This is a genomic window from Curtobacterium sp. PhB142 (assembly GCF_004341255.1).
In the GTDB taxonomy this organism is placed as follows: domain Bacteria; phylum Actinomycetota; class Actinomycetes; order Actinomycetales; family Microbacteriaceae; genus Curtobacterium.
In genome coordinates this window covers 430,035-452,950 of the sequence record NZ_SLUT01000001.1, presented here as the reverse complement: position 1 = coordinate 452,950, position 22,916 = coordinate 430,035, and the positions used below count along the sequence as shown (strand labels likewise).

Annotated in this window: 23 protein-coding genes; 14 read left to right on the top strand and 9 right to left on the bottom strand. The window is 66.3% G+C overall.

The features are described 5' to 3' along the window. Positions 1-12: 12 nt before the first annotated feature. On the top strand, positions 13-1,176 hold the full coding sequence (locus tag EDF31_RS02210) for a DedA family protein (protein ID WP_131845032.1): 1,164 nt from the start codon (positions 13-15) through the stop codon (positions 1,174-1,176). Positions 1,177-1,238: 62 nt separating this feature from the next. After that, the gene (locus EDF31_RS02205; RefSeq protein ID WP_207896085.1) at positions 1,239-2,153 is read left to right on the top strand and encodes a GNAT family N-acetyltransferase; all 915 of its coding nucleotides are present in this window, start codon (positions 1,239-1,241) and stop codon (positions 2,151-2,153) included. Positions 2,154-2,173: 20 nt separating this feature from the next. Here the strand turns inward: EDF31_RS02205 and EDF31_RS02200 are convergent, their stop codons facing one another. Further along, entirely contained in the window at positions 2,174-3,070 is an 897-nt protein-coding gene (locus EDF31_RS02200) for an aminoglycoside phosphotransferase family protein (RefSeq protein ID WP_131845031.1), read from the bottom strand. A 131-nt stretch (positions 3,071-3,201) separates the two neighbouring features. On the opposite strand from EDF31_RS02200, the gene EDF31_RS02195 reads away from it, so the two are divergent. From EDF31_RS02195 to EDF31_RS02175, 4 genes are all read left to right on the top strand, one after another. Further along, the gene (locus EDF31_RS02195) at positions 3,202-4,179 is read left to right on the top strand and encodes a matrixin family metalloprotease (protein ID WP_165901303.1); all 978 of its coding nucleotides are present in this window, start codon (positions 3,202-3,204) and stop codon (positions 4,177-4,179) included. Positions 4,180-4,392: 213 nt separating this feature from the next. Then, complete coding sequence (locus EDF31_RS02190; protein WP_165901302.1) at positions 4,393-8,901, top strand: RHS repeat-associated core domain-containing protein; 4,509 nt, start codon at positions 4,393-4,395, stop codon at positions 8,899-8,901. A gap of 609 nt (positions 8,902-9,510) precedes the next feature. Next, positions 9,511-10,092, top strand: coding sequence for an acetyltransferase (locus EDF31_RS02180; RefSeq protein WP_131845027.1), 582 nt, complete (start codon positions 9,511-9,513; stop codon positions 10,090-10,092). 55 nt (positions 10,093-10,147) lie between these two features. Next, positions 10,148-10,864 carry an alpha/beta fold hydrolase gene (locus EDF31_RS02175; protein WP_165901301.1) on the top strand — a complete coding sequence of 239 codons (717 nt, stop codon included), beginning with the start codon at positions 10,148-10,150 and terminating at the stop codon, positions 10,862-10,864. Between the two features lie 8 nt (positions 10,865-10,872). On the opposite strand, the gene EDF31_RS02170 is transcribed toward EDF31_RS02175, so the two are convergent. Further along, positions 10,873-11,388 carry a GNAT family N-acetyltransferase gene (locus tag EDF31_RS02170; protein ID WP_131845025.1) on the bottom strand — a complete coding sequence of 172 codons (516 nt, stop codon included), beginning with the start codon at positions 11,386-11,388 and terminating at the stop codon, positions 10,873-10,875. Between the two features lie 454 nt (positions 11,389-11,842). On the opposite strand from EDF31_RS02170, the gene EDF31_RS02165 reads away from it, so the two are divergent. Then, complete coding sequence (locus EDF31_RS02165; RefSeq protein ID WP_131845024.1) at positions 11,843-13,090, top strand: MFS transporter; 1,248 nt, start codon at positions 11,843-11,845, stop codon at positions 13,088-13,090. Between the two features lie 8 nt (positions 13,091-13,098). Here the strand turns inward: EDF31_RS02165 and EDF31_RS02160 are convergent, their stop codons facing one another. Continuing rightward, the gene (locus EDF31_RS02160) at positions 13,099-13,584 is read right to left on the bottom strand and encodes a GNAT family N-acetyltransferase (RefSeq protein WP_131845023.1); all 486 of its coding nucleotides are present in this window, start codon (positions 13,582-13,584) and stop codon (positions 13,099-13,101) included. Between the two features lie 71 nt (positions 13,585-13,655). Between EDF31_RS02160 and EDF31_RS02155 the strand changes: the two genes are divergently transcribed. Then, positions 13,656-14,201: a cysteine hydrolase family protein gene (locus tag EDF31_RS02155; RefSeq protein WP_131845022.1), complete on the top strand. Its 546-nt coding sequence runs from the start codon at positions 13,656-13,658 to the stop codon at positions 14,199-14,201. 83 nt (positions 14,202-14,284) lie between these two features. Here the strand turns inward: EDF31_RS02155 and EDF31_RS02150 are convergent, their stop codons facing one another. Beyond that, entirely contained in the window at positions 14,285-14,653 is a 369-nt protein-coding gene (locus EDF31_RS02150) for a helix-turn-helix domain-containing protein (RefSeq protein ID WP_123701528.1), read from the bottom strand. A 104-nt stretch (positions 14,654-14,757) separates the two neighbouring features. On the opposite strand from EDF31_RS02150, the gene EDF31_RS02145 reads away from it, so the two are divergent. The 3 genes from EDF31_RS02145 (at position 14,758) to EDF31_RS02135 (ending at position 16,206) form a co-directional block, all read left to right on the top strand. Further along, positions 14,758-14,979 carry a 2-hydroxymuconate tautomerase gene (locus EDF31_RS02145; RefSeq protein WP_131845021.1) on the top strand — a complete coding sequence of 74 codons (222 nt, stop codon included), beginning with the start codon at positions 14,758-14,760 and terminating at the stop codon, positions 14,977-14,979. Between the two features lie 430 nt (positions 14,980-15,409). Next, entirely contained in the window at positions 15,410-16,006 is a 597-nt protein-coding gene (locus tag EDF31_RS02140; protein WP_131845020.1) for a recombinase family protein, read from the top strand. Between the two features lie 26 nt (positions 16,007-16,032). Next, positions 16,033-16,206, top strand: a complete 174-nt coding sequence (locus EDF31_RS02135; protein WP_165901300.1) for a hypothetical protein — start codon at positions 16,033-16,035, stop codon at positions 16,204-16,206. 57 nt (positions 16,207-16,263) lie between these two features. Here the strand turns inward: EDF31_RS02135 and EDF31_RS02130 are convergent, their stop codons facing one another. Together EDF31_RS02130 and EDF31_RS02125 are read right to left on the bottom strand one after the other, a co-directional pair. Next, positions 16,264-16,761 (bottom strand): hypothetical protein, encoded by a 498-nt coding sequence (locus tag EDF31_RS02130; protein WP_131845018.1) that lies wholly within the window; start codon positions 16,759-16,761, stop codon positions 16,264-16,266. Between the two features lie 63 nt (positions 16,762-16,824). Further along, entirely contained in the window at positions 16,825-17,103 is a 279-nt protein-coding gene (locus EDF31_RS02125; protein ID WP_131845017.1) for a hypothetical protein, read from the bottom strand. Positions 17,104-17,222: 119 nt separating this feature from the next. Here EDF31_RS02125 and EDF31_RS02120 point away from each other — a divergent pair, with 119 nt between their 5' ends. After that, on the top strand, positions 17,223-17,954 hold the full coding sequence (locus EDF31_RS02120; protein ID WP_131845016.1) for a hypothetical protein: 732 nt from the start codon (positions 17,223-17,225) through the stop codon (positions 17,952-17,954). A gap of 465 nt (positions 17,955-18,419) precedes the next feature. Continuing rightward, positions 18,420-18,998: an NADPH-dependent FMN reductase gene (locus EDF31_RS02115; protein ID WP_207896087.1), complete on the top strand. Its 579-nt coding sequence runs from the start codon at positions 18,420-18,422 to the stop codon at positions 18,996-18,998. A 122-nt stretch (positions 18,999-19,120) separates the two neighbouring features. Here the strand turns inward: EDF31_RS02115 and EDF31_RS02110 are convergent, their stop codons facing one another. Genes EDF31_RS02110 through EDF31_RS02100 form a run of 3 tightly spaced genes read right to left on the bottom strand, consistent with a single transcriptional unit; the run spans position 19,121 to position 21,272 of the window. Further along, on the bottom strand, positions 19,121-19,816 hold the full coding sequence (locus tag EDF31_RS02110; RefSeq protein WP_131845014.1) for a TauD/TfdA family dioxygenase: 696 nt from the start codon (positions 19,814-19,816) through the stop codon (positions 19,121-19,123). After that, a complete protein-coding gene (locus tag EDF31_RS02105; RefSeq protein WP_131845013.1) occupies positions 19,813-20,223 on the bottom strand; it encodes an NUDIX hydrolase in 411 nt (136 codons plus the stop codon). The genes EDF31_RS02110 and EDF31_RS02105 overlap by 4 nt, the downstream gene beginning before the upstream one ends. Next, positions 20,223-21,272 (bottom strand): galactosyltransferase-related protein, encoded by a 1,050-nt coding sequence (locus tag EDF31_RS02100; protein WP_131845012.1) that lies wholly within the window; start codon positions 21,270-21,272, stop codon positions 20,223-20,225. The genes EDF31_RS02105 and EDF31_RS02100 overlap by 1 nt, the downstream gene beginning before the upstream one ends. 270 nt (positions 21,273-21,542) lie before the next feature. Between EDF31_RS02100 and EDF31_RS02095 the strand changes: the two genes are divergently transcribed. Continuing rightward, the gene (locus EDF31_RS02095) at positions 21,543-22,697 is read left to right on the top strand and encodes an MFS transporter (RefSeq protein WP_279387361.1); all 1,155 of its coding nucleotides are present in this window, start codon (positions 21,543-21,545) and stop codon (positions 22,695-22,697) included. Positions 22,698-22,916: the final 219 nt, after the last annotated feature.

The window sequence follows — 22,916 nt, the reverse complement described above, 5'->3', positions numbered from 1 at the left end:
TCGTCACATTTCATGGACATCCTGAGCTGGATCACCGAGACCGCTGGCGACGTCCCCGAGGTACTCCGGGCGGGGATCGCGGCGCTGTTCGCGGCGCTCGAGGTCCTCGGGCTCGGCCCGTTCTTCCCCGGGGAACTCGCCGTCCTGTTCCTCGGCGCCTCGTTCGAGGACGTTCCCGGGGTGCTCCTGCTCATCGCCGGGGTGACGGTCGGTGCCTCGGTCGGTGACCACGTCCTGTACTTCCTCGGCCGCAAGGTGGGGCCGCGACTCCGCAAGGGTCGACTCGTCCGAGCGATCGGGGTCGAGAAGTGGGACGTCGCGATCGGTGTCGTCGAACGCCGCGGAGCCTGGGCCGTCGTCTCCACGCGACTCGTCCCCATCGTCCGGTCCCTGACCCCGATCGCCGCCGGCGTGAGCGGCATGCCGCAGCCGCGCTTCACCGTCGCGTCCCTGATCGGCAGCCTGACGTGGGCGATCGCCTGGGGCGGGACGGGGTTCGTCCTCCGGTCGTCGCTCGGTCTGGCCGAACAGATCCTCGGGCAGAGCACCTGGGTGGTCCTCGCGGTGGTCGGTGCCGCGGTCCTCGTGGTCCTGCTGGTGCGTGGTGTCCGCCGGCGTCGACGCGACGGGCTGCCGCTCGTCGCACCGTCGACGCCGCGTCTCGTCAGCGCAGCGGTGCAGATCGCTGCGACCGTGGCGTTCGCGGTGGCCGTGGTCCTGACCGCGACGGCGTCGGACTCCACGACGACGGCTGTGCTCGCCGCAGTCGCGGCCGTCGGGTGGGTCGGAGTGCTCGTCGTGCCGCACGCTCCTGCACTCGCCATGGCGACCACGGCCGGTGGCACCGCCGCCCGCCTCGGGGTCGCGACGGCGGCGGCTTCGGCGCTCGTGGCCGTTCACGCACTCCCGTTCAGCATCGGGTTCGTCGTCGTCGGCATCCTGTTCGCGGTCGAACTCACGCGGCCGGTCGGCGGGTCCGTGCGTCCGCTCGAACGCACGGTGCTCGCGATGGCGTTCTGCGCGCTCGCGATCGACGCGGCCCCGTACGCGTGGGGGCCGCTGTCCGCGCTCGTCGGTGCCGCGTCGGTGCTGCTGTTCGCCGTGGTCGTGGTGGGTGCGGTCGCCGCCAGCGCCAACCTGCGCCGACGTTCCGTCACGGTCGCCGTCGTCGACTGACGTCGGCGGTCACCGGGCGCAACGATTCGTCGCGGCCCCGCCTGCGGACGCAAGATGGACGCATGACCACCCGCGCCCGTCCGACGGCCCCGACGCGACCCGGTGAGGTCGAACTCACGAACCCGCTCGACGTGCTCCACGTCGTCCAACGTGCCACGAACCACTACGCCTCCGGGGTCGTCGCGGACACCGCCGGGTGGGCGGACGGCGACCGTCGGCGGATCGAGGACCTCGGGTTCCGCGGCGGCGACGCCCGCGGCGAAGCGATCCGGACGCTCGACCTGACCATCGCCGACGACGGCACCCCGACGCGTGTGCTCGACGCGCCCGCGATGGCCGCGCTGAACAGCCACCACACGCGGTTCGCCGAGCGGCGCGGCGACGTGGTCCGCTACCAGACCGACGTGTCGGTGTGGACGGGCATCCCTGCGCAGCCCACACCGCAGGACTGGGAGGACGTCCGGTCGCTGCTCGGTTCCGGCGGGATGCTCGGCGTCGGTGCCGCCGCTGTCCTGCCATCGGGGTGGGCGCTGGTCGAGGGTGCCGGGGGTGTGCAGCTCACCGGTGAGGCCATCGAGGGGGTTCCCGACGCCGAGGCCGTCGTGCTGACGTCGGACGACGTGCCGGAGATGACCGCCCTGGTGGAGCGGACGAAGCCGGGGCCGTTCCTGCCGCGCACCATCGAGCTCGGCACGTACCTGGGCATCCGACGGGACGGACGGCTCGTCGCGATGGCGGGGGAGCGCCTGCACCCGCCGGGGTGGACCGAGATCAGCGCGGTGTGCACGGACGAGGGGTACCGGGGGCAGGGGTTCGGGCGGCGGTTGGTGCTCGCCGTCGCGCACGGGATCCGGGAGCGTGGGGAGACGCCGCTCATGCACGCGGCTGCCGGGAACACCGGGGCGATCGGGTTGTACCAGCACCTCGGGTTCCGGCTGCGGGATCGCGGGGCGCCGCGGTTCGTGCGGGTGCCGTGAGCTGCGTTCGGCCCTGACCGTCAGAACGCGGCGAGGGCGTCCCGGAGCATGTCGTGGCCCTGTGCCTCGAAGCCCTCGTCGCCGACGGCGTAGGCCCAGGTCGCGGTGCCGACTGCTTCGCGGAGCTGCAGCCAGCGCCAGGCGTCCGACTCGCGCGGATCGTCGCCGTAGCCATCGAAGAACGCCGCTTCGAGGGTCGGATCGTGCTGCCAGTGGAGCACCGCGAGGCGGGTGAGGTCGAACGATGCCGGGCGCCAGCCGAAGCGGCCGAAGTCGATGACGCGGAGTCGGCGGCGGTGATCGCGGCTGTCGCGGGAATCTTCTTCGTCTTCATCGTCGTCGACGATCCAGTTGCGTGGGTGGAAGTCGCCGTGGGTCGGCACCAGGGGCTCGTCCGGGGAGTCGGAGGGCAGCATCTCGAGCGCCGCGCGGATCCGGGCGACGACGTCTGCCGAGATCCGGTGCGGGGCATCGAGCGCGCGGAGGGCCTTCGCCTGTTCGTGCAGCAGGAACGTCGGGTCGTGCCGGGTGCCGTGGTCGTGCAGACGCCGGAGGACCGCGCCAGCCTGCCGGTGGACGTCGGGGGCGTGCTCGTCCACGGTGCCGAGCGCGAGGTGACCAGGGACGCGCTCGAGGACGAGGACGCGGTGCTGTTCGTCCGCGGCCACGAGGGCACCGGTGTCCCCGGCAGCGCGCAGGGCGTCGGTCACGGTCCGGTGCGCCTCGAGTTCCCGGGGGAAGTGAGTGTTGTCCCGGCCGGACGCCTTCACGGTGTAGCTGTCGTCGCCGTCGACGACGTGCAGGACCCTCGTGTCGAGGAGGCCCCACGAGTCGTCCGCCACGAAGACCGCGTCGGGGAGCGTGCGGAGCACGAACGCGATCTGGTGGTCGTCGAGTCCGGTGTCGCCCCAGTGCATGGCGGCACGCTACCCGGTCCGCTCTGCGCACCGCGGCCGTTCTGGGGGCTTGTCGGCCCTCCCGCGCCCCCGGACACTGATGCAGCCGTCCGCCACCGTGGTTCGGGTGCGGTGTGATCAAGGAGGGCGTAGTGCGCACGTCGTCGAAGTCCGCAGCCGCGGTCGTACTCGGGCTCGCCCTGACGGCGGTCGTCGCCGCACCGGGAATCGCGGGAGCGCCAAGCTGCCAGAGGAGCACCATCTCGATCCACGACCTGGCGTCCGGGTGTCGCGTCAGCTCCGGCGTGGTCGCGCTCGAGGACGGCCGGACCTTCGCGATACCCGCAGCCGGCGTCACGCTCACCGCTGCCCCGGTCGCCGAAGGGGACACCGACCCCGGTGACGTGGTGATCGCGAACCGTGGTGCCGCGGGCATCGCCGTGCAGGTCGACGAGGTGTGGGCCGGATCGCCCACCGCCGTCCGGCAGGAACGCGCAGCGAAGCAACGGCGAACACTCGGGGCGACGATCCGCGGGACTGCCTCGAACGGCGGCGCCACGACGTCCGCGAGCTGCGGGAGCAAGGCGTACGTGCTGACCGGCGCGCACTGGGAGTCGCCGATCCGGTGGCGGTACAACCCGACCGGGGCGAAGGTGTCGAAGGCCGCAGCGATCCAGCGCGGTGCCGAGGCCTGGACCGGCACGATCACGGCGTGCGGTCAGACGGTCCAGTCGACGGCGGCACAGGAGTACCTCGGCACCGCGAAGCAGCAGGCTGCGGTCACCGCCGATGGTGGCTGCGGGACCTCGAACCGGACGAGCGTCGTCGGGTGGGGCAAGCTGCCGTCGAAGACCCTGGCGCTGACGTGCATCTGGTCCTTCACGGGCGGGGACGCATTCGAGACCGACCAGCGGTACTCGACGAGCCACCGGTGGGGATCGACCAGCACCTGCTCGGGCAACCGTTTCGACCTGCGCGGCATCGCGACGCACGAGTGGGGGCACTCGTACGGGCTCGGGCACACGGCGCAGAAGTCCGGCCTCGTGATGAAGCCGTCGTCGACCGTGTGCGACACGGCGCAGCGGACGCTCGGGCTGGGGGATGTGCGGGGGATTGCGGCGCTGTACTGAGCGGTGCTGGTCCACCCCGCCTGTATCGGTGCGACGCTCGTCGTTTCGATCCCCACATGTGGGGGTGCGGTGGTGAGTGATGCTCCGTAACGTGCTGTGGAGTTGCACAGTGCAGCCATGGGGGCTGTGCGCTGGTGCGACGTGCTGAGGGGTTCTTTTCGCGTGTTCGCTGCGTCGTTGTCTGGTCGTGTTCGTGGAGTTCTGCTGGCGGTGGTGACATTGGTCGCGCTGCTGGGTTCGTTGCTGGTGGTGGTGTCGCAGCCGGCACCGGCGCAGGCGGCGGTGACCGGTACGGGCGGGCAGTACGTGCCGATGCCGTCCAACGCACGTGTGCTGGGTGGCGCGACCGAGAAGGGCGTGTTCCGCACCGTCAAGGTTGCTGGGGTCGCTGGTTTGCCGTCGTCGGGGATCGGCGCGGTGACGATGATGGTCACGATTGCTGACCCGTCGGGGTCTGGTCAGTTGCAGATGCGCGCCGACGATGCCGACACGACGACGCTGATGATGATCTACAACTCTGGTGTCGGCGGGAACACGTCGAACACGGGTCTGCTCGCGGTCGCGGATGACGGCACGATCCAGGTGCGGACCGAGACGGCGCAGTCGAAGGTCGTCATCGACATCACCGGCTACTACACGTCGACGAAGAACGGCGTGTCTGCCGGTGGGTTTGTGGCGATGTCGCCGTCCCGAGTGCTCGATTCCCGTGGCGGTATCGGTGCCGCGCAGGGGCAGATCCCAGCAGGTTCGCAGCGCACCATCCAGGCAACCGGCTCGAACGGCATTCCGGCTGGTGCGGCGGCGGTGGCGGTGAACATCATCGTGATCAACCGTGAGGCCAAGGCCGGTTACGTCCGTCCCACCCCGACTGGTGAGACCCGCAGCACGGGTGTCCTGAACTACAACTCAGTCGAGGGCCAGACGACGGCGATGAACGCGCAGGTCGCGTTGAACGCCGATGGGAAGTTCAGCATCGACACCGCTGAGGGCGGGGGGAAGATCGACCTCGTCGTCGACATCCAGGGCTACTTCCTGAAGTCGAACCCGGGTGGCGGCTTCACCCCGCTGAACGGTCGACTCATCGACACCCGCAACGGTGGGAGCATCGCTTCGGGTGCATCGTTCACGGTGCAGGTCGGCGGTGTCCAGGGAGCTCCGACCGTGGAGGGCGGCTTGTCGGCTGCCGCAGTGACGTTCACCGCGGTGAACGACAGTGGTGCTGACTCGTACGCGAAGATGTGGGCCGATGGTGCGGCTGAGCCGGAAGCATCCGCGATCAGCTCCGACCGGACGTCGAAGATGACGAACACCGTCGTCGCACCGGTCGGTGCGAACGGGAAGATCCGCATCAAGAACATGGGCAAGGGGGCGATGAACTACCTCGTCGACCTGCAGGGTGCGTACAACTCGCTGCCCGGTGGCCCCGGCAACACGAACCGCACCGGTCAGCGGACCTCGGCGACGACACTGCCGTTCCCAATCACAGACCAGACCAACGCGTCCGTCGATGTCGGAACCGGCAACCTGCTGGTCACCACGACGGCGATGAGCCTGCCGGGCGTGACGCAGAACACCACGATCGGGGCCGCGTACAACTCGCGCAGCACCACCGTCGGTGACGTCAACACGATGGACGCGAACCGGTGGCAGTACGCCCTCGCGGGTGCTGGTGACCTCACCGCGAACGCAGCCGGTGTCATCTACACGGACGCGGCCGGGACGACGTGGCAGTTCCGTCCGTCCGGGAGCCAGGGTGCGTTCATCAGCCCGGCTGGTCTGCAGCAGACCCTGACCCGTGTCGACAACTCCACGACGCACGAGTACACGCTGAAGGGGTGGACGTCGAACTCGACGACGCACTTCAACCTCGCGGGCCAGCCGACGTCGATCGTGGACCGGAACAAGAACCAGATCAGCTTCAACTCCGACGAGCCCGGCTTCACCCTGAAGTCCCTCGTCTCGACCGCGGGTGTCACGGCGGCGCGGACGGCGAACTCGTCGTACGCGAACGGTGTGCAGACGTTCTCGCAGACCAGTGGCTCGAGCAAGCGGAGTGTGTCGTGGACGAAGAACAGCACCGGTGACATCACCACGTACACGGACGCGCTCGGCAAGAAGACCACCTTCGGGTACACCAGCGGTGACCTCACCTCGATCACGGCACCCACCGGCGGCGTGACGGCGTTCACGTACGACTCGTCCGACCGGATCACCAAGGTCGAACAGCGCAACACCACCGCGGGTTCCCCGGGGACCGCTGTGACGCGGTTCTCGTACAAGGACGACACCACCACGCTGGTCGCCGACCCGCGGTCCGACCAGTCGGCTGCTGTGGCGGATGCCAAGCACACCACGTACACGCTCGACGGCAACGACCTCGTCAAGAAGGCCGTTGACCCGGCGGACCGTGAGCGTTCCAAGACGTACAACCCGGCGAACAACGGGGTCGCGACGTCGCAGGTCGGCGCTGACGGCGCTGACGGTACCGGCACGACGACGAACAAGTACGACAAGAACGACGGTCAGTCGTTGACGCAGTCCCAGTCCAGCTCCGGATCGACATCGACAACGGACTACGCATCAGGCGCTGCGACGGCGTACCTGCCGTCGAAGGTGACGTCGAGCTCGAAGACGTCGACCTCGATGGGGTACGACGGTGTCGGCAACCAGACGTCCTCGCAGTCGGGTAGCGATCCCGCGGCCATGGCCGAGGTTGCGTACAACAAGAAGGACGACGGCGACAAGTACGCCTGGGGTGCGGTGAAGACCGCGACCGCTCCTGGGAACAAGGGCAACCCGACGAAGTACTTCTACGACACCCACGATCAGCTCGGCTCGATCACCCCATCCACTGACACCAGCCTCGGTGAGCAGAAGTACTCGTACGACGACTTCGGCCGTGTGCGCAATCACACCGACGGTGGCGGTGGGGTCACCACCTACACGTACGACAACGACGACCGTCTCCTGACGACAGAGTTCGACGACGGCACCGCGACGGTGACGAACACGTACGACGGCAACGGCAACCGTCTCACCGAGACCTCTGCCACGGGCACGATCACCAGCACGTACGACCAGCGGAACCGGCTCACCTCCACGGTGAACACCGCCGGCGGCGGCACCGTGTCCTACGGCTACGACCTTGCCGGGAACACGGTGAAAGTCACCGACGCACAGGGCACCGTCACGCACGAGTACGACCCCTCCGAGGTGCTCACGTCGACGACCTACCCGACGAACTCCGGTACGGCAAAGCAGCTGTACAAGACCGACGACCACGGCCGCCGCACGGACACCTGGCTCAACGCGACACCGAACGCGGACCCGGCAAAGGACCCCGAGGTGTGGGCCGCGCATCAGAAGCTGACCTACGACAAGTCCGGCAAGGTCACCCGCGTCCAGGCCTCGGCCGACAGCGCCGCCCCAAAGGTCATCGTCGACACCACCTACTGCTACCTCGAGGGTGTCGGCGTCGGTTCGGCGTGCACGGCGACGGACGGGAAGAACGACCGCGATCGACTGCAGTGGCTGAAGGACAACATCAGCAAGCAGACCACCGAGTACGACTACACCACGAAGGCCTCCGACGGCACCACCTCGAACACGACCCGTCTGCAGAAGGCTACCCAGGCCGGCGGCGACACGAACAGCACCTGGACCTACACGTACGACTCAGCGGGGAACCGGCTCACCGAAACGGTGACGGGTGACCGCAGCACGTCGCAGGCGTTGAAGTTCAACGCTGTCGGTCAGATCACCAACAACGGGTACTCGTACGACGGCACCGGCAACATGACCGCCGCACCTGGCGCCACGTTCACCTACAACGGTGCGCAGCAGATGACGTCGTCGACCAAGGACGGGAAGAAGACCACGTACAGCTACGCTGGCGCGGACATGAACCGGCTCCTGTCGCAGCGCACCGAAGACGGACCCGAGTACCGGTACACGTACGGTACGGGCCTCACATCCCGCGAGGTCGTCGGTACCGGGGCCTCCTCCGTGCTCACGGATCCGACCACCGGGCAGCCGTTGAACCTGCGAACCACGGACGGCACCACGTCGATGTGGGTCCTCGACGGCATCGGCAACCCCGCCGCTGCGATCGCTGACACCGGGGAGAAGGCGTATACCGTCAGCTACGACCCGTACGGGACCGAAGTGGTCACCTACGGTGAAAACAGCCAGCAGTGGAAGCAGAACCCGTTCGGCTTCAAGGCCGGCATCCGCGCCGGTGAGGGCAACAGCCTTACCAAGTTCGGCTACCGCTGGCAGACAGCGGACACTGGCGGTTGGACGCAGCGCGACACCCTCGACGCACCACTCGACCCCAACAACGCCAACCGCTACGCCTACGCGGCTGACGATCCGATCAATGGCAGCGACCCGACAGGACGCAACTACTGGCAGAACGGTTTTCAGTTCTGCGTGGTTGTTTGCGTCAACTGGGGAACCACCGATGACGGATACGGTCACAAAAATGGATACTTTGGAACTGGCGGTGCGTTGGGCCTTTCCGCGTCGGCTCTGGCCACTAACCAGACCGGAAGCCCTTCTACCGGGTGGAACGGTGGTATCGGTTGCACGGTCGGGGCCGGCCTCGTGGGTGATGTAGAGCTGAGTAGCCCCACCACTTCTCCGTATCCCACCACCATGGGCCTCGGAGGCGGGCTCGGGGCAGGAGCGTCATGTGGTATCAGCATGTCTTACACTTGGTAAGGTTGTAGGTGCCATCATGAATCCACATGTCTTCTTCGGAGTAATCGGGATCGTCGCCGTTGTGATTGGATCGATTGTTAATATTTTTCCAGACGCAGCGCGCAAGGCTGTTCTGAAACAGCCTTCTTTGCTGCCGAAAGAAACCGCGAAGCGGCTGTATAGCCGAACCCTTGTCCGCACTGTCGGCGTAGGCCAGGTGATAATTGGGGTCGCCTTTATTATTCAATGGGTTGTCAGTGAGGCTGGCTAACCTGGATCTGTCAGGCGCAGGCCCGCGATCCGGAGTTGCCCTTCCTGTGTGCGACGAGTTCCGCGGCTACGACGTCCCGATTGGCTTTCACCTACCCCACAACCATCAACAAGCAATCGCCATCGGTCGCTGGCTTGCGAGACGACCGCGGACACGATGACTGCGACGATCAGCGGGACGCCAATACACGGCACCCATGGGAGCACTCCCGCACCCATCGTCACTCCTCCCGCTCACCACGTCGGCAGGACCGGACTGCAACCAACCTAGCGAGTAACGCCGTGCGGGGCGGTTCGACATGGTGTCCGTAAGCCGATCGCCTATCGATACTTCGTCTGAGGCCGTGCCAAGATCGAGCCATGGGGGAAACAATTGTGCTGCCGGCCAAGGCGCCGAGGCGAGCGGCACTTGAAGCCGACGGGTGGGTCGTCGTGGCTCGGTCGTTCGGGGCGAAACTCGACTCCGACAGCATCAACCACCAGAGGTTGCACACGTTGATCGCCGAGGCCGGAGTATCGGTGCGTGAACTCGGAAACGTCGACGTCACTGCCGTCCTGCGGCTAGACGCCATGACGATTGAGGACTACCCGGGGAGCGTTGCGACGCAACACACACCCCTCGACCGGCATGCAGCGACGCCGAGTGTTTCGAGGCGAGCGTTCGGTGCGTTCGGGCCGGACGGCGATCTGATCTCGATGACCTTCGTGGACGTCGACGGGACAGAGGCGGAGACCCATTTCACCGTTGTTCACCGAGCCTGGCGTAGTCGGGGGCTGAGCATCGCCGTCAAGGCAGCTTCCGTCCTCGTGCTCGCGGCAGAGGGCGTCACGCGGTTCCGCACAGGAGGTTCCGCGGACAACACCGCGATCCTGCGAGCAAACGACGCGGTCGGCTACGTCCGCGACGAGGAGTGGGTAACGCTCGCGCAAGACGCCCGATAACCGATCGGCTATCGAGGCAATCGGCTGGTGGAGCGGGATGTGCTTCGATACCCCGATGAAGCTTCACGTTGAGGTGCATGGCCGGGGGAAACGTACGGCGGTGCTGCTACACGGGATGACCGGATCACATGAGAGTTGGTGGCGAGTCGTCCCGCTGCTGGTCGAGAGCGGCTACCGCGTTCTTGCGGTCGATCTCCCGGGCCACGGGCTGTCGCCCCGCGACGACACCATGACGGTGGATCGCGCCGCTCGGTCGATCGCGGAGTCCATTGCCGACGATTGCGGGTCGGTGCTCAACCTGGTGATGGGGCATTCGTACGGTGGGCTGCTCCTCGCCGCGGCTGTGGACACCGCGCTGCTCACACCGGAACTCTCGGTCTACATCGACACTCCATTCACCACACGCGGCGGCTGGGATCGAGCCGAGCTCACCGCTGAGTACGAGCAGGACAAGCGGGCTCGCACCTATGACGGGCTCCGAGCATCGCGGCCGTTCTACAGCGACCAGGACTGCGTGGTCGAGGCTCGGGCAGCGGAGCACTTCGATCCGGCCACTGCGGCCGCGCCGGCGACGGGCCCTGGGGTCTCTTTCGAGCCGGAGCCGGGATCGATCATCGTTCGAGCGAAGCCGAGCTCGTATGTCGACGACGAGACGGCGGCTAGGCACCGTAGCCGGGGCGTGATCGTCCGTGACGTTCCCGGTGCTGCCCACTCTGTCTGGTACAGCCACTTCGACCAGTTCGTCGCCGCACTGCCCGAGGTGTTCCAGTAGCCCATCCTCTACCGGACCAGCTCGCGTTCGTAGAGGCTGGAGGCGAGTTGCCGCCCGCCCTCGAGGGCCGTTACCGACACGTCACGAACGTGCCGAAACCCTTGCTGTTCGTAGAAGCGCCGCAAGCCCGGGTTGTCCGTCGCGCAGTCAAGCCGCACGACGGCCGCCCCGCTGTCGGCAGCTCTTTGCGCTACCCACGCCAGCAGTCGTTGCCCGAGCCGGCTGCCCCGATGCGTCTGCGCCACGGCCAGTCGGTGCACGTACGCAGCGGGATTGCGCTCCATGCCCCACGTCTCGGAGTCCGAGTCGGACACCGTGACCATGGCAACAATTGCCTGGTTCTGGCGCACGACGAAAAGATTCCCCTGCTCGGCGTCGCGGAGCAGAACGGCGTCCGGCACGGGGTCTTGCCACTGGTCGATCCCGCGCGAGCGCAGCCACTGCCTCGCACCGTCGATGAGCCCCTGGGCCGTAGGAACGTCCGCGGCGGTGGCCGTGTCGACCGCCAGTACGTCTTGATCCATAGGGCGACGCTACGGGGTGACCTCAGCGGACACGAGCGGAAGCGCCGCCGCGGGCCGCCCTGCAGCCGATCGGTTACGGGGCAGACGCTTGCACGACCCCCACGGCCAGGCAGACGACGGCGCCGCAGTAGATGACGACGACGGGAACGAGCGTGAACCGAGTCCACCACTGCTCGGACCTGACCAGCCTCCGCACGCCAAGCTGCGCCCAACGCCTATAGGCGTAGCGACCGAGCCTCTTGCGCAACAGGAATTCCACCGTCGCGAAGATCGCCAGCGATACGCCCAGGCCCACCCAACTACTCGTCGGCATTTCGACCCCTCACTCATCCGACGGTAGAGCACGTTCGGCCGTCTCGTTGAGCGATCGGCGAACGGACACGCCTCGGGCACTTGGGCCGGGCGTGGTGCGATTTGTCTTGCTCGCAGCGTTGCGGTCTGCCAGCGTTGGCGCATGGGCGACCACGTGACCACGCTGCGTCGAGTGCCCGGGTTCCGCCCATACTGGTCTGCCGCGACCGTCTCGTCGTTCGGATCAGCAGTGAGCGCGGTCGCCGTGCCCGTTCTCGTGGTGACGGTGCTGCACGCCAGCCCGTTCGAAGTAGGACTGGTCAACGCTGCCCAATTTCTGCCGTACGCATTGTTCGGGCTGATCATCGGCGCCTACGTCGATCGCTTCCGGCGCAAGCCACTCCTGATCTGGGCGAGTGTCGGTCGTGGCGTGTGCCTGGGCGCAGTCCCCGTGCTTTGGTTGACCGGGCTCTTGAACCTCTGGGCGGCGGCGGCGGCGTTGTTCGTGTTCGGCATCTTGTCCGTCGTGGGATTCGCCGCGACGCAGTCCCTCCTCCCTCGGATCGTCCCTCGTCCTCTCCTGCTGGCAGCGAATGCGCGGGTGGATCAGAGTGACGCGGCAGCGCAGACGGTGGGCCCGGCTCTCGGCGGTGTCCTGGTCAGCATCGCGACCGCTCCGGTGGCTATAGCGCTCGACGCGGTGAGCTACTTCGTCGACGCTGTCCTCATCGCCCGGGTCCGCGTTGTCGAGCAAACGGCAGCACGCGTGGCGGGTGCGCGGCTGCGGAGCGACATCGCTGAGGGTCTGCGGTGGACGTACGGTCATCCGATGCTCGCACCGCTGGCGCTGTCGACACATCTCTGGTTCCTCGCCAACGCCGCCGGACTGACGGTATTCGCGACCTTCGCGCTCCGCACCCTCGCGCTCCCAGCGGCCGTGTACGGGGCCATCCTCGCCGTCAGCGGAGTCGCGATGCTCCTCGGCGCCACTGCGGCGCCGCGCCTCGGCACCCGTTTCGGCGCCGGCCGGACGATCATCGCCGCACGAGCCGCCTACCCGGTCGCGTGGGCGGCCATCGCGCTCGCGACCGTTGGCCTCGGCGTCGCAGCACCGCCGTCGACCGTCGTGGTCTTGTTCGTCGCGTTCGCCGTACACGGCGCTGCCGCGGGCTGCGAAAACGCGAACGAAATGAGCCTCCGCCAGACCGTCACACCCGACGCGCTTCTCGGCCGGATGAACAGCACGATGCGCAGCGCAAACAGAACCCTTGCGGCTGCGGGAGCAGTGGGTGGCGGCGCTCTGATGACCGTCGCTGGGGATGGTGTCGCGCTGCTCGCGGTGACCGTCGTATTCGCTGGCGCCGTCGTCGTGGCGATGTGCTCACCACTCAGGACGAACGCCGTTCGATAGAGGATCGGCTACCGGGCAGTACCGCCAGGTGCGTAGCGGAGGGCTTGGAGGTCGCGCATCCACGCGACCTCCCGCTCGAGCTGACCGGTTTCGGTGAAGAGGCGCACCTGTTGGGTGTCGAACAGCACGGCCGCGAGCTCATCCCGGTTTGCCGGACCGAATCCGAGTTTCTGCCAGAAGGGCCCAGATCGGCGTGAGAAGAGCCACGCCCGCGTCGCGCCCGAGTTAGCTGCTTCGTGGAGGGCGAATCTCGCGAGACGGGTGCCGATACCAGCGGTGCGTCGTGTGCTCGAGACTGCGACGCTCCGGATCAAGACGTCTGCACCGTCAGTGCTGGCTTCATAGCCAGTGCTGCCGACGATCCTGCCATCGGGGTCGCGCTCTACCCACACTCGGACCGCGGTCGAGTCGAGCCCAGCGATAGTGAGGTCAGCTTCGCTGAGGAAAGCGCGGAGCTCCTGGACATCGTCGTTCGTCACCGGCGAGTAGGTCATAACTCATGCTCTCGCACCACGCCGCCCGGTCAGGGATCGGCCGCCGGACGCGTTGGTTGAGAGGATTGGGTATGCTCGCTACAACTGCGCTTCTCGTCATTGACCTTCAGCGCGGCGTCGTGCAGGGCTGCTTCGACGCCGACGGTGTGCTCCATCGCACCGCGCATCTCATCGAGCGCGCGCGATCAACAGACGTGCCGGTGGTGTGGGTGCAGGACCACGGCAGCTTCGCGGAGGGCACCGTTGAGTGGGCACTCGCGGCACCGCTCGAACGCAGGTGCGACGAGCCGGTCGTTCGGAAGGAGTACCGCGACTCCTTCGCAGATACCGACCTCGCCGATGTCCTGGGCGCTTTGGGCGTGCAACATCTCGTCGTTGCTGGCGCCCAGAGCGACTACTGCATCCGGACGACCACGCAAGCAGCGGCCGCGCGTGGGTTCGACGTCACGCTGGTGTCCGACGCACACACGACGACGGACGTCGAGTGCGACGGCGTCCTGATCACTGGCGAGCAGATCGTCGCACACACGAACATGTTCTTCGACAGCTTGCGATACCCGGGCCACAAGTATGCCGCTGAGCGACACGACCAGGTGGAGCTTCAGCCCGCCCGGTAGACGATGGGCTATAGGGCACTGCTAGTTTCCAGAGCACCAGCGGGGAGCGCTAACGGAGGGACGTCAGAGGACCGTGAGTGCAATCAGGTGGACCTGGCGTCGTGAGCATCAGCCCCGGCCCTGTGCTGATTCGAGCGCCACGCACCCCATCGGTGGAGTTCTTGGAAGACGGTTTCGAGACTTCGTCCCTCTGCCGTGATGCGGTAGGTGACCTGCGGCGGGACAGTCGGGGTGACTTCGCGTTCGACGAGGTTGGCTCCGACGAGGCGACGGAGCTCGCCGGAGAGAACTTTCTGTGAGATTCCGTGGACGCGGCGCTGGAGGTCGGCGTACCGACGTTCGCTCTGCAGGAGCTCCCACAGCACGAGCATCGACCACTTCCCTCCGATCAGGTCGGTTGTCCGTCGGACCGTCGACTCGCAGAATCCGCCCTGTCGCTCGCCCGTGTCCATGCGTCCCTTCCTCGAGGTGCGTTCCTAACGGCAAAGTGCCGTCTTCCGGAGCTGGCACTGACTGACGCAAGCTCGTCGGGTCGAACCAACGAAAGGACCGCACCATGCCCATCATTCACATCGACATCGTCCCCGAACTCATGCGCGGGGACCGACAGGTCCAGTACAAGACCATGGCCGCCGGGATCACGGACGCGTTCGTCGCGAGCACCGGAGCGCCCGTCGAGTCGGTGCACGTCCTCATCACCGAGGTCTCCGACACGAAGTACTCCGTCGGCGGCGTGCTGCTCCACGAGAAGATGGCGTCACCCGGGGTAACCGACTGATCGGCAAACGGGGCGCGCGGCCAACATGTGCGCGCGGCGACCGCCGTCGGGTGGTTCACCCGGCGGAGGTCGGTCGCTCGTCTGAGACGAGTGCGACCAGGATGGTGCCAGAGCGTCTCCTGGACCGTCCCGGTAGCCGGTCGTTCACCGCTACACGACAACTGTCGCCTTGGGAGGGTCCCGTTGTCTACTGCAGCCTGACTGGGGGTATTGCCGTATGACTGCCCCGCAAAACTGCCCGGTGCTGGGGCGTCAAACGCTACAGACCCTAACGTCTCGGGAAACTGTAGTTTTTCGAGACGCGGGCGTGAGACAGATCGCCACATCGGCGAGATCAGCATCCAAGCGGGGTCACTGTGTCTCGGAAAGTCGTCTCGACATGGTCGGGGTGTTTCGCGGCGGTGGAGGGGTTTTCTGAGACACTTGCGGGGTGAGGCTTCTCGGGTATACGCGTATCAGTACTGGTGCACAGGATGCGCAACTGCAGGTTGATGCATTGGTGGCGGCGGGGGTGCAGGAGCGGGACATCTTCGCCGACGTCACTTCGGGCCGGAAGGAGGCCGCGGCTCGTCCCGGCATGGGGCGGCTGCTCGAGCACGCGACCAGCGGGGACACGGTGGTGGTATGGCGAGTGGACCGGCTCGGGCGGTCGCTCGTTGATGTGTTGAGCACGGTGGCGATGTTGGGGGAGCGGGGGATCGGTGTTCGGAGTGTGTCGGATGGGATTGATCCGGCGACGTCGACGGGTCGGCTGATGTTGAACCTGATGGCGACGTTGGCGGAGTACGAACGCGAGCTCATCGTCGAGCGCGTCACCGCCGGCATCGCTGCAGCGCGGGAGTCCGGGACTCGGTTTGGCCGGCCGCCGTCGGATCCGGCGGTGATTGGCCGGAAGCTCGCGATCGTGAACGAGGCTCGCGCTGCCGGCCATACCGCGGCGGACGCTGCGAACCTCGTCGGATGGTCACGCGCGACGCTGTACCGCCACCAGGCCGCTACGGAGCGCGTCATGGGGGAGGAGCGGTGATCAACGAGCGTGCGAAGGGATTCGCGATGCGACATCCGGCGGAGTTCGTTCGGTGGTGGCGTGGCCGTGAGGGGTGGGAGTCCGAAACCACCGCCGGCATCCCGACCGGCTGGTCACCGAAGGGCCTCTACCTCCGCGTCGACGGCCGCACCGTGGTGCTCGACCGGGACGAGTGGTCGTACTGCGACAGCAGCAGCTGAGCGGTAAGGCCTCTTTGATTTGACGACGTCCGCGGCGCCGGTTCAGGCAGCGCCCGGTTATGCGTGAACTCGGCCCTTTGGCGCTTTCGCAACCGTGCGGCTCCAGGAGTTCTTCACGGGCGGGAGCGACTCGAGGAGCTCGTTAGCGCGGCGGACGTCGGCTTGCGGGGCCCTCACCTTGTGGCGGTCCTGGACAGCGTTCAACTCGCGGACAACTTTCGACACCTCGATGTACAGCACTGGGGCGTGAGCGGTGACCCACCCGTTGCCCTTGATACCGTCCACCACGACGGTGAGCTGCGCGAGGCGTTCGACCTGGTGGGCGTATGCCGCGGTCACGGCCCGCCGCTTGCGTCGGCTGATCCGTCGCGCGGCGGTTGCGTCCACGATCGTGGCGCGGTCGGCGCGAGCAGCATCGGTGGAAAGCGTGTTGAAGCTGGCCATGACGCTGCCGGTGTAGCGGCTCCCCGACGCGATCGACACGCTCGCGATCGCCGCCACGGCTGACATCACGGCGGTAGCGAGTGACAGCCAGGGAATCACTTCAAGTGTCACGGGTGCGCCTTCCGATGGGGTGACGATGCGAGCGGCACCACGTTGGCGCCGCTCGGGAGGTGCCTACTGCTGGGCTTGAAGCCAGATGATGACGGCGACGACGATCGCAGCGAAGAGGCTTGCGGAGATGACCATGCCGTTGTCACGGCTGTGCTGGTCATGGTGGATGCTGCAGTACCCGCCATGTGGCGTCGGGTTCTGGCAGTACACGTTCCGGCCACGAGACCGGTTCGGAGCAAGGCACGAGCGTGCCGGCTCCCGACGCGTATGGCGGTAGCGCGCGCGAAGAACTGCGCCACCCACAACCGCAATGGCCACCAGCACCGCGAACACGATCAGCATTTCCAACCCCCGCACCGGCCTATCGGCCGGGTTGACGGCTGCGGTAGCCGCTTCGCACATGCGAATTGCTCGGGCTGTGCAGCCTGTCCCGGTTTCCGTCGGGATGGCAGGATGGGCCCATGGGGGATATCAAGCAGCGAACGTGGGCCATCGGAGCCGCCATCACCATCACGGTGGGATGCGCACTCACCGGATGCGTCTCGAGCGGCAACGCCTACACTGACCGGGGCGAGGGAGCAAAGACGGCGACTGCAACACCGTCCGCACCTGCCGGTCTGACGGAGGACGTGCTGTCTGGGGCGGTGCTGACCACAACGGAATTATCGGTTGGCGGCTGGGCCGAAAAACCCAGCAGCGACTCCACCAGTGACGGTGCGACGTCGACCGATGCGGAAGGGCCCGGCGCCTGTGGCGCCGACTTCTCCGATCTACTTGGCGAGGATCTCGAGAACACTGCGCAGAGCGGTCGCGACTGGACTCGAGAGTCCACCGGCGCGTACCTCAACGTCGGTACGTTTGCGGACCCGGACGCAGCCGAGCATGTGCAAGCGATCACTGATGCTGTGCGGGGGTGCCCGACCGAGGGGAGCACCTTCACCATCGATGGTGCCGAGGAAACCATTGTCACCACGGTGAAGGATCTCGGCTCGTGGGGCTCCGCCACGTACTGCGGCGGATTCGAAGCGCGCGGGGCCACCACGGTCGCGGGAACGACATGCATGATCGCTGGCGACGGATACGGCGTCACGGTGCTCGTTGGCGCCGCGTACTCGTTCGACGTGCCAAAGGACGCCGAGGTGCAGCAAATCGTCGAAGCCGCGTACCAGAAGGCCGACGCGCAGCTCGGCTGATGCGTATGGGTCCAGACCCATGCTCAGAGCCGTTAGACGTCCACGGTTGGGCGCGCACCGGGGTGAGCCTGTCGGGACGGTCCATGACCAGCATCATCCCGACACGACGTGCTCAATCCGCGGACGGCCCAATCGCGGAAGTCGTCGGCGTGATCGCGCGACAGCCGTCACGGTTCGACGCGTCATACTGCAGGAGACCTACGCCGAGCTCGGTGCCACGGACGCTGCCGTTGACGCCGCGCTCGCTAGGCTCACCGCCATTTGGAACGACGCGCAGGCGCTCGACTCTGATCTGGATCACGCAGCTACTCCGCACGAGCGGGCGCTAGCGCCAGATATCCCGAGCTAGCCGGTGTCTTCCACCTCGATGTCGGCGTGGACCTGGTTCATCGGTTGGCGGGCTGACGAGACGACAGTTGGGCAATGTCACCGCTGTGTACTGTCTCCGCTCGGTACTGTGCAGAGGTGAGCTTTCTGCGTTTGCCGGTCATCTCCTGCAGCCTCGACCCGGCGAGCATCAGTCGCCGTCTTGCCGAGCGGTCGGCCACGCTGCTCACTGTGGCTGGACACCAATCGGAGGTCATAGATCTCGCAGCAGTTAACCTGCCGCCATTCGACAACGACCGCATCTTCGAGAGTGACTCGATCCGCACTCTACACGCTCTCATCCGTGAGGCTGACGGAGTGGTGTTGGCGTTCCCGATCTACAACTGGGCGCCGTCCTCGATCGTCAAGTCACTGCTTGAGGCCACGGGCGCAACCGGAAACGGGCGTCGTGCGGCGTGGTTCGACAAAGTGATCACGTTCGTCTGCGCCGCGGGCCTGCCGCACAGTTACATGGCGACCGCGGCGCTCGGACAGTCCCTGATGCTCGACTTCAAGTGCGTCGTGAACCCGTACGCGGCGTACTTCTCAGAACGAGACTGGGACGCGGGATCGCTGACCGTTGATCGAGCCGCTCGGCTGGAGAAGACCATGACGGTGCACGCCGAACTCGCAACCCTGCTCCAGGGGCGAACATACTCGTCGGACTGGGAAGTCTGACACCCGATCGCTGTTCTTGACCGCAAGCGCCATATGAGCGGAGAGGCGACGGCTGGCACCTACCAGGTGCCAGCCGTCGGGCGCTCATCCTGTCGAAAGCGCTGTGGAGGATCAGGTGAGGATTAGAGCATTAGCGTCCGCAACATCTCACGTGCGCCACTGAACGTGAGCCTGCCGTGGAGGTAGCGTTCGTTGTCGATGATGTATCCGTCCCCGGGTTCGAGCGGGAAGGTGAACGTCCTCGCCGCGATGGCTTCACGGAGCACTTCGACGGCATGCAAAGCTTCAGCGGAGAAAAACCCGTTCGAGTCAATCCGAAGCCGGATCTTCCAGCGGTCGTTGTCCTTCCAGATCACGGGCCCGCTGTACTGCTCCGAACCGGACTTGTAGATCGCAGCGTTCTCAGCAGCGAGCTTCTCGACCACCCAAGGAGTGTCACGCAGGAGGTCTTCAACCACGGCCTGACCATCCGCCATCGTGCACTGTCCACCGCTGCCCTCGTTCTTCGCGCACCACAGTGTGATGTATTTCGGCACGACGTCGTTCCCGGACCCGTCAGTATGCGGACGCAGTGGGCCGGCCGCGAGCCCCGCGTAGCCGTCTAGGCCCTCCTTGTCGGGAACGTGCTTCACGACGGTGACGGTGTCGGGTTCCGCATCGCGGTGCATGAGGAGGTCCCCGAATCCTCGACTGAAAGTCAGGAGTTCGTCTCGGGAAGCGAGCTTGAATAGTGCGATGCCGTCGCTATCGACTTGCTGCTTGAGTTCTGCTGCGCGGTCGACGTCGCTGGGTCGTGTCAGTTCGATGGTGTCCGTCATTGGATCCCTTTCTGTTGACGGTCGTGCAGGTACGTGGCAGCGGCTCTGATGGTGGTGGCGTACTGCGAGGGCATGCTGAGCCCGTCGAGTTCGTCGATGGTGAAGAACGCAAGCCGCGAGTGTTCGTGGCTCGCCTGGATGGTCGCGGGGCCGATGAAGTGGGCGAGGTAGCTGGCAACTGCAACGCGGCCTTCATGAGGTATGTCGTAGTACCAGATATCGATGAGATGGTCGATGCGGATGGGAACGCCAGCTTCTTCGACGAGTTCGCGGGCGATGGTGTCGGCGGGTCCCGAGTCTTCGGGGTCTGCTCGCCCGCCGAGCAATTCCCACTCGTCGCGAGGGTTAGTGCCCAGGAGCACTCGTCCTGCGTCGTCGAAGAGGACGGCTTTGAACGAGACGTCCATCAGTTGATCCGGTTTCCGGAAGCTGGGGCGATCGTCGTCATGATTTCCTCCCGGCTTTCGCGCATTCGCGGACGCTCGTGGTGCAGGTGGCTGAGGAGCTCGGGGTGTCGACGAACGTTGGTCCGGGCCTCGATCCGGTTGATGAAGTCGCGGTCCTCCCCGCCCCAGCCAATGAACCGTTCATCGAAGCCGTCGACGGCTCGGTAGAGCGCGGCCGTGAGGAACACGCATCCACCGGGAGGATGCGTGATGACGTAGCCAGTACGGCCGGCGTCTCCGGGCTGCTCACCCCGTCGGATCGCTGCGCTGTCCTCGGTCAGTAGGCAGAACATGTCCGAGTACGGCAGGTGCGCCTCGTCAGGTCGCGTGGCAACGCGAGATGCGTTCCGGGCAACGAAGTGCTCGTCCGGTGCGATGTCGCCATCGAGCAAGCAGAGAACCGCATCGGAGGGCGCTGCTTCAACACCCGTGTTAAGGGCGAGCGCCTTGTTGAACGGGCCCGTGTAGGGAAGCCGTATGAACGTATCGACTCGAGAGACGAGATCGTCTGGAACGGCCGTCTCTGCTGCTTCTTCGACAACGATGATCGAGTACTGATCTCTTGGTAGTTGCTGACGTTCGAGGGCACGAACAACCGTGTCGAGATTCGCGGTACGCAGGGGCGTGTCACTGCTCGAGCGGAACGGGATCACGATCGCGACGTGCTGGCTGGCGGGCCGCGCGGGCGGCATGGCCGCCTGCTCGGCTGTGGAGCGGTGGAACAAGAGCCGACTGTGCGACTCGATCTCATCCGCGAGCATCACCATCTCCGCGCTGGCCGGTTGCATCTCGAGCTCGGCGCGGAGCTCAAGGAACAGGGCGGCAGCGTCGACAGGTTCTCCGAGGTCGCGAGCGACCAGTCCGAACCAACGCGCAGCGGCAGCATTGGCGTCCTGGCTTGATGCCCAGCAGGTCGCGCTGACATCCCGCGACTTCGGATCCAGATACGCGACTGCTGCGCCGGCGATCGAGTTCCGCGGATCGAAGGTTCGCCCCCGGATGAAGCTCATCGGCCCACTCCCGACTGGTATCCCCAAGCAGTCGACGGCGCGGTGTTGATCGGTTTCCACATCGTGAGAGGCCCCCCTTGGCCTGGTACGAATTGGTTGGCGCTCAGCGCCGTAGAACGTATCGTTCACCTGCACGTTACGTCTTGTTCACCGTCGAGTCCAGGGGGAGCCATCCGACCTCCAAGTTCAGAGCCGACCGATGCAACCACGCCAGCCGACTCCGCAAGAGCGGTTGCGTCGCCCCTACCGGGACACGTTCAGGCTCCGCGCATTGCAGGGGTTGTCCCGACCGCGGCGTTCGCTTGGGGATTGCAGTTCGCGTTTTTCAACCCGGCGCTCGCCCTCATCCTCGCTGGCCACTTCAACGCCACCGCAGCGCAGATCGGTCTCGCGCTCGGGCTGTACAACGTCAGCGGTTTCGTCAGCTCGCTCGTGATCCCGCTACTCGCGGACCGACGACGCAACTACCTCACCCCGATCATGTGGTCGGGACTGGCAACCATGCCGCTGATGGCGGTCCTGGGGCTCACAACGAACCTAATCGCAGCGGTCGCTGCGCTGATCGTGTTCGGCGGTCCCGCAAGCGTCGGCTCGTCTCTGCTGTTCGCGCACCTCCGGTCCACCGGGTTCCCACAGCGCTCCATCATCAACACCCGCGCGGTCGTTTCCTTCGCCTGGGTGGCGGGCCCTCCGATCGCCACCCTCCTCGCCGGAGCCTTCGGAGACCGCGCTGTCCTCCTCGCGATCGCGGTGATCGCAGCGCTCGGACTGATGACGACGTTCATCCTCCGACGGCGGTCCTCCGCACTCGACGTGGGACACGCGGCCGCCACGAACGAGGCCGCGAGCGGGCAGCTTCCCGTCATCGCGATCGGCAGCATCGGCATCGCGTTCGTGGCGCTTCAGGCCACGAACTACGTCGTGACGTCCGTTCTCGCGCTCTACGTCAGCCGCACCCTGCACCTGCCCGTCGTCTGGGCCGGCGTTGCGCTCGCTGTGGCCGCCGCCGCCGAGATCCCAGCGCTGCTTTTTGCTGGCAGGCTCGCCACCCGTTTCTCGAACCTGACCCTCATCGCCGCTGCCTGCGTTGTCGGCGCCTGCTACTACGTCGCGATGGCCTTCGTGCAAGGGCCCATCGAGCTTGTCGCCGCACAACTACTCAACGCCGCGTTCTTTGCCGTCATCGCCGGTGTCGGACTGACGCTCTTCCAGGACGTCATCCCTCGACCAGGGCTGGCGTCAGGGTTGTTCACCAACGTTCGACGGGTCGGTGCAGTCGTCTCCGGTGGACTCGTCGCGCTCACGACGCTCATCGGCGGCTACCGGAACATGTTCCTGATCTGCGCTGGGCTGACACTTGTAGCACTGTGCATCATCCTCGCCGTCAGCATCTCAACACGTCGACGAGCAGCAGCTCAGCCGTAACGGTTACACCTCGCCGTCTCGGCACCTTGGTTCGCTGCGCATCTGCTGACGCGGCCTGCCGCCTCCTCGAGCGGTTGTTGCACGGCCTCTGGACCCGCCAGCAAGTGTGTCGAGAAGCCCCACCACGGGCCCTAGAACTACAGCGACGCGTGAAGTCGCAGTGGCGGCGGTGGGGTATACCCCAGAGCTACATGGGCGGTGCGACAGTCGCGAGTGACT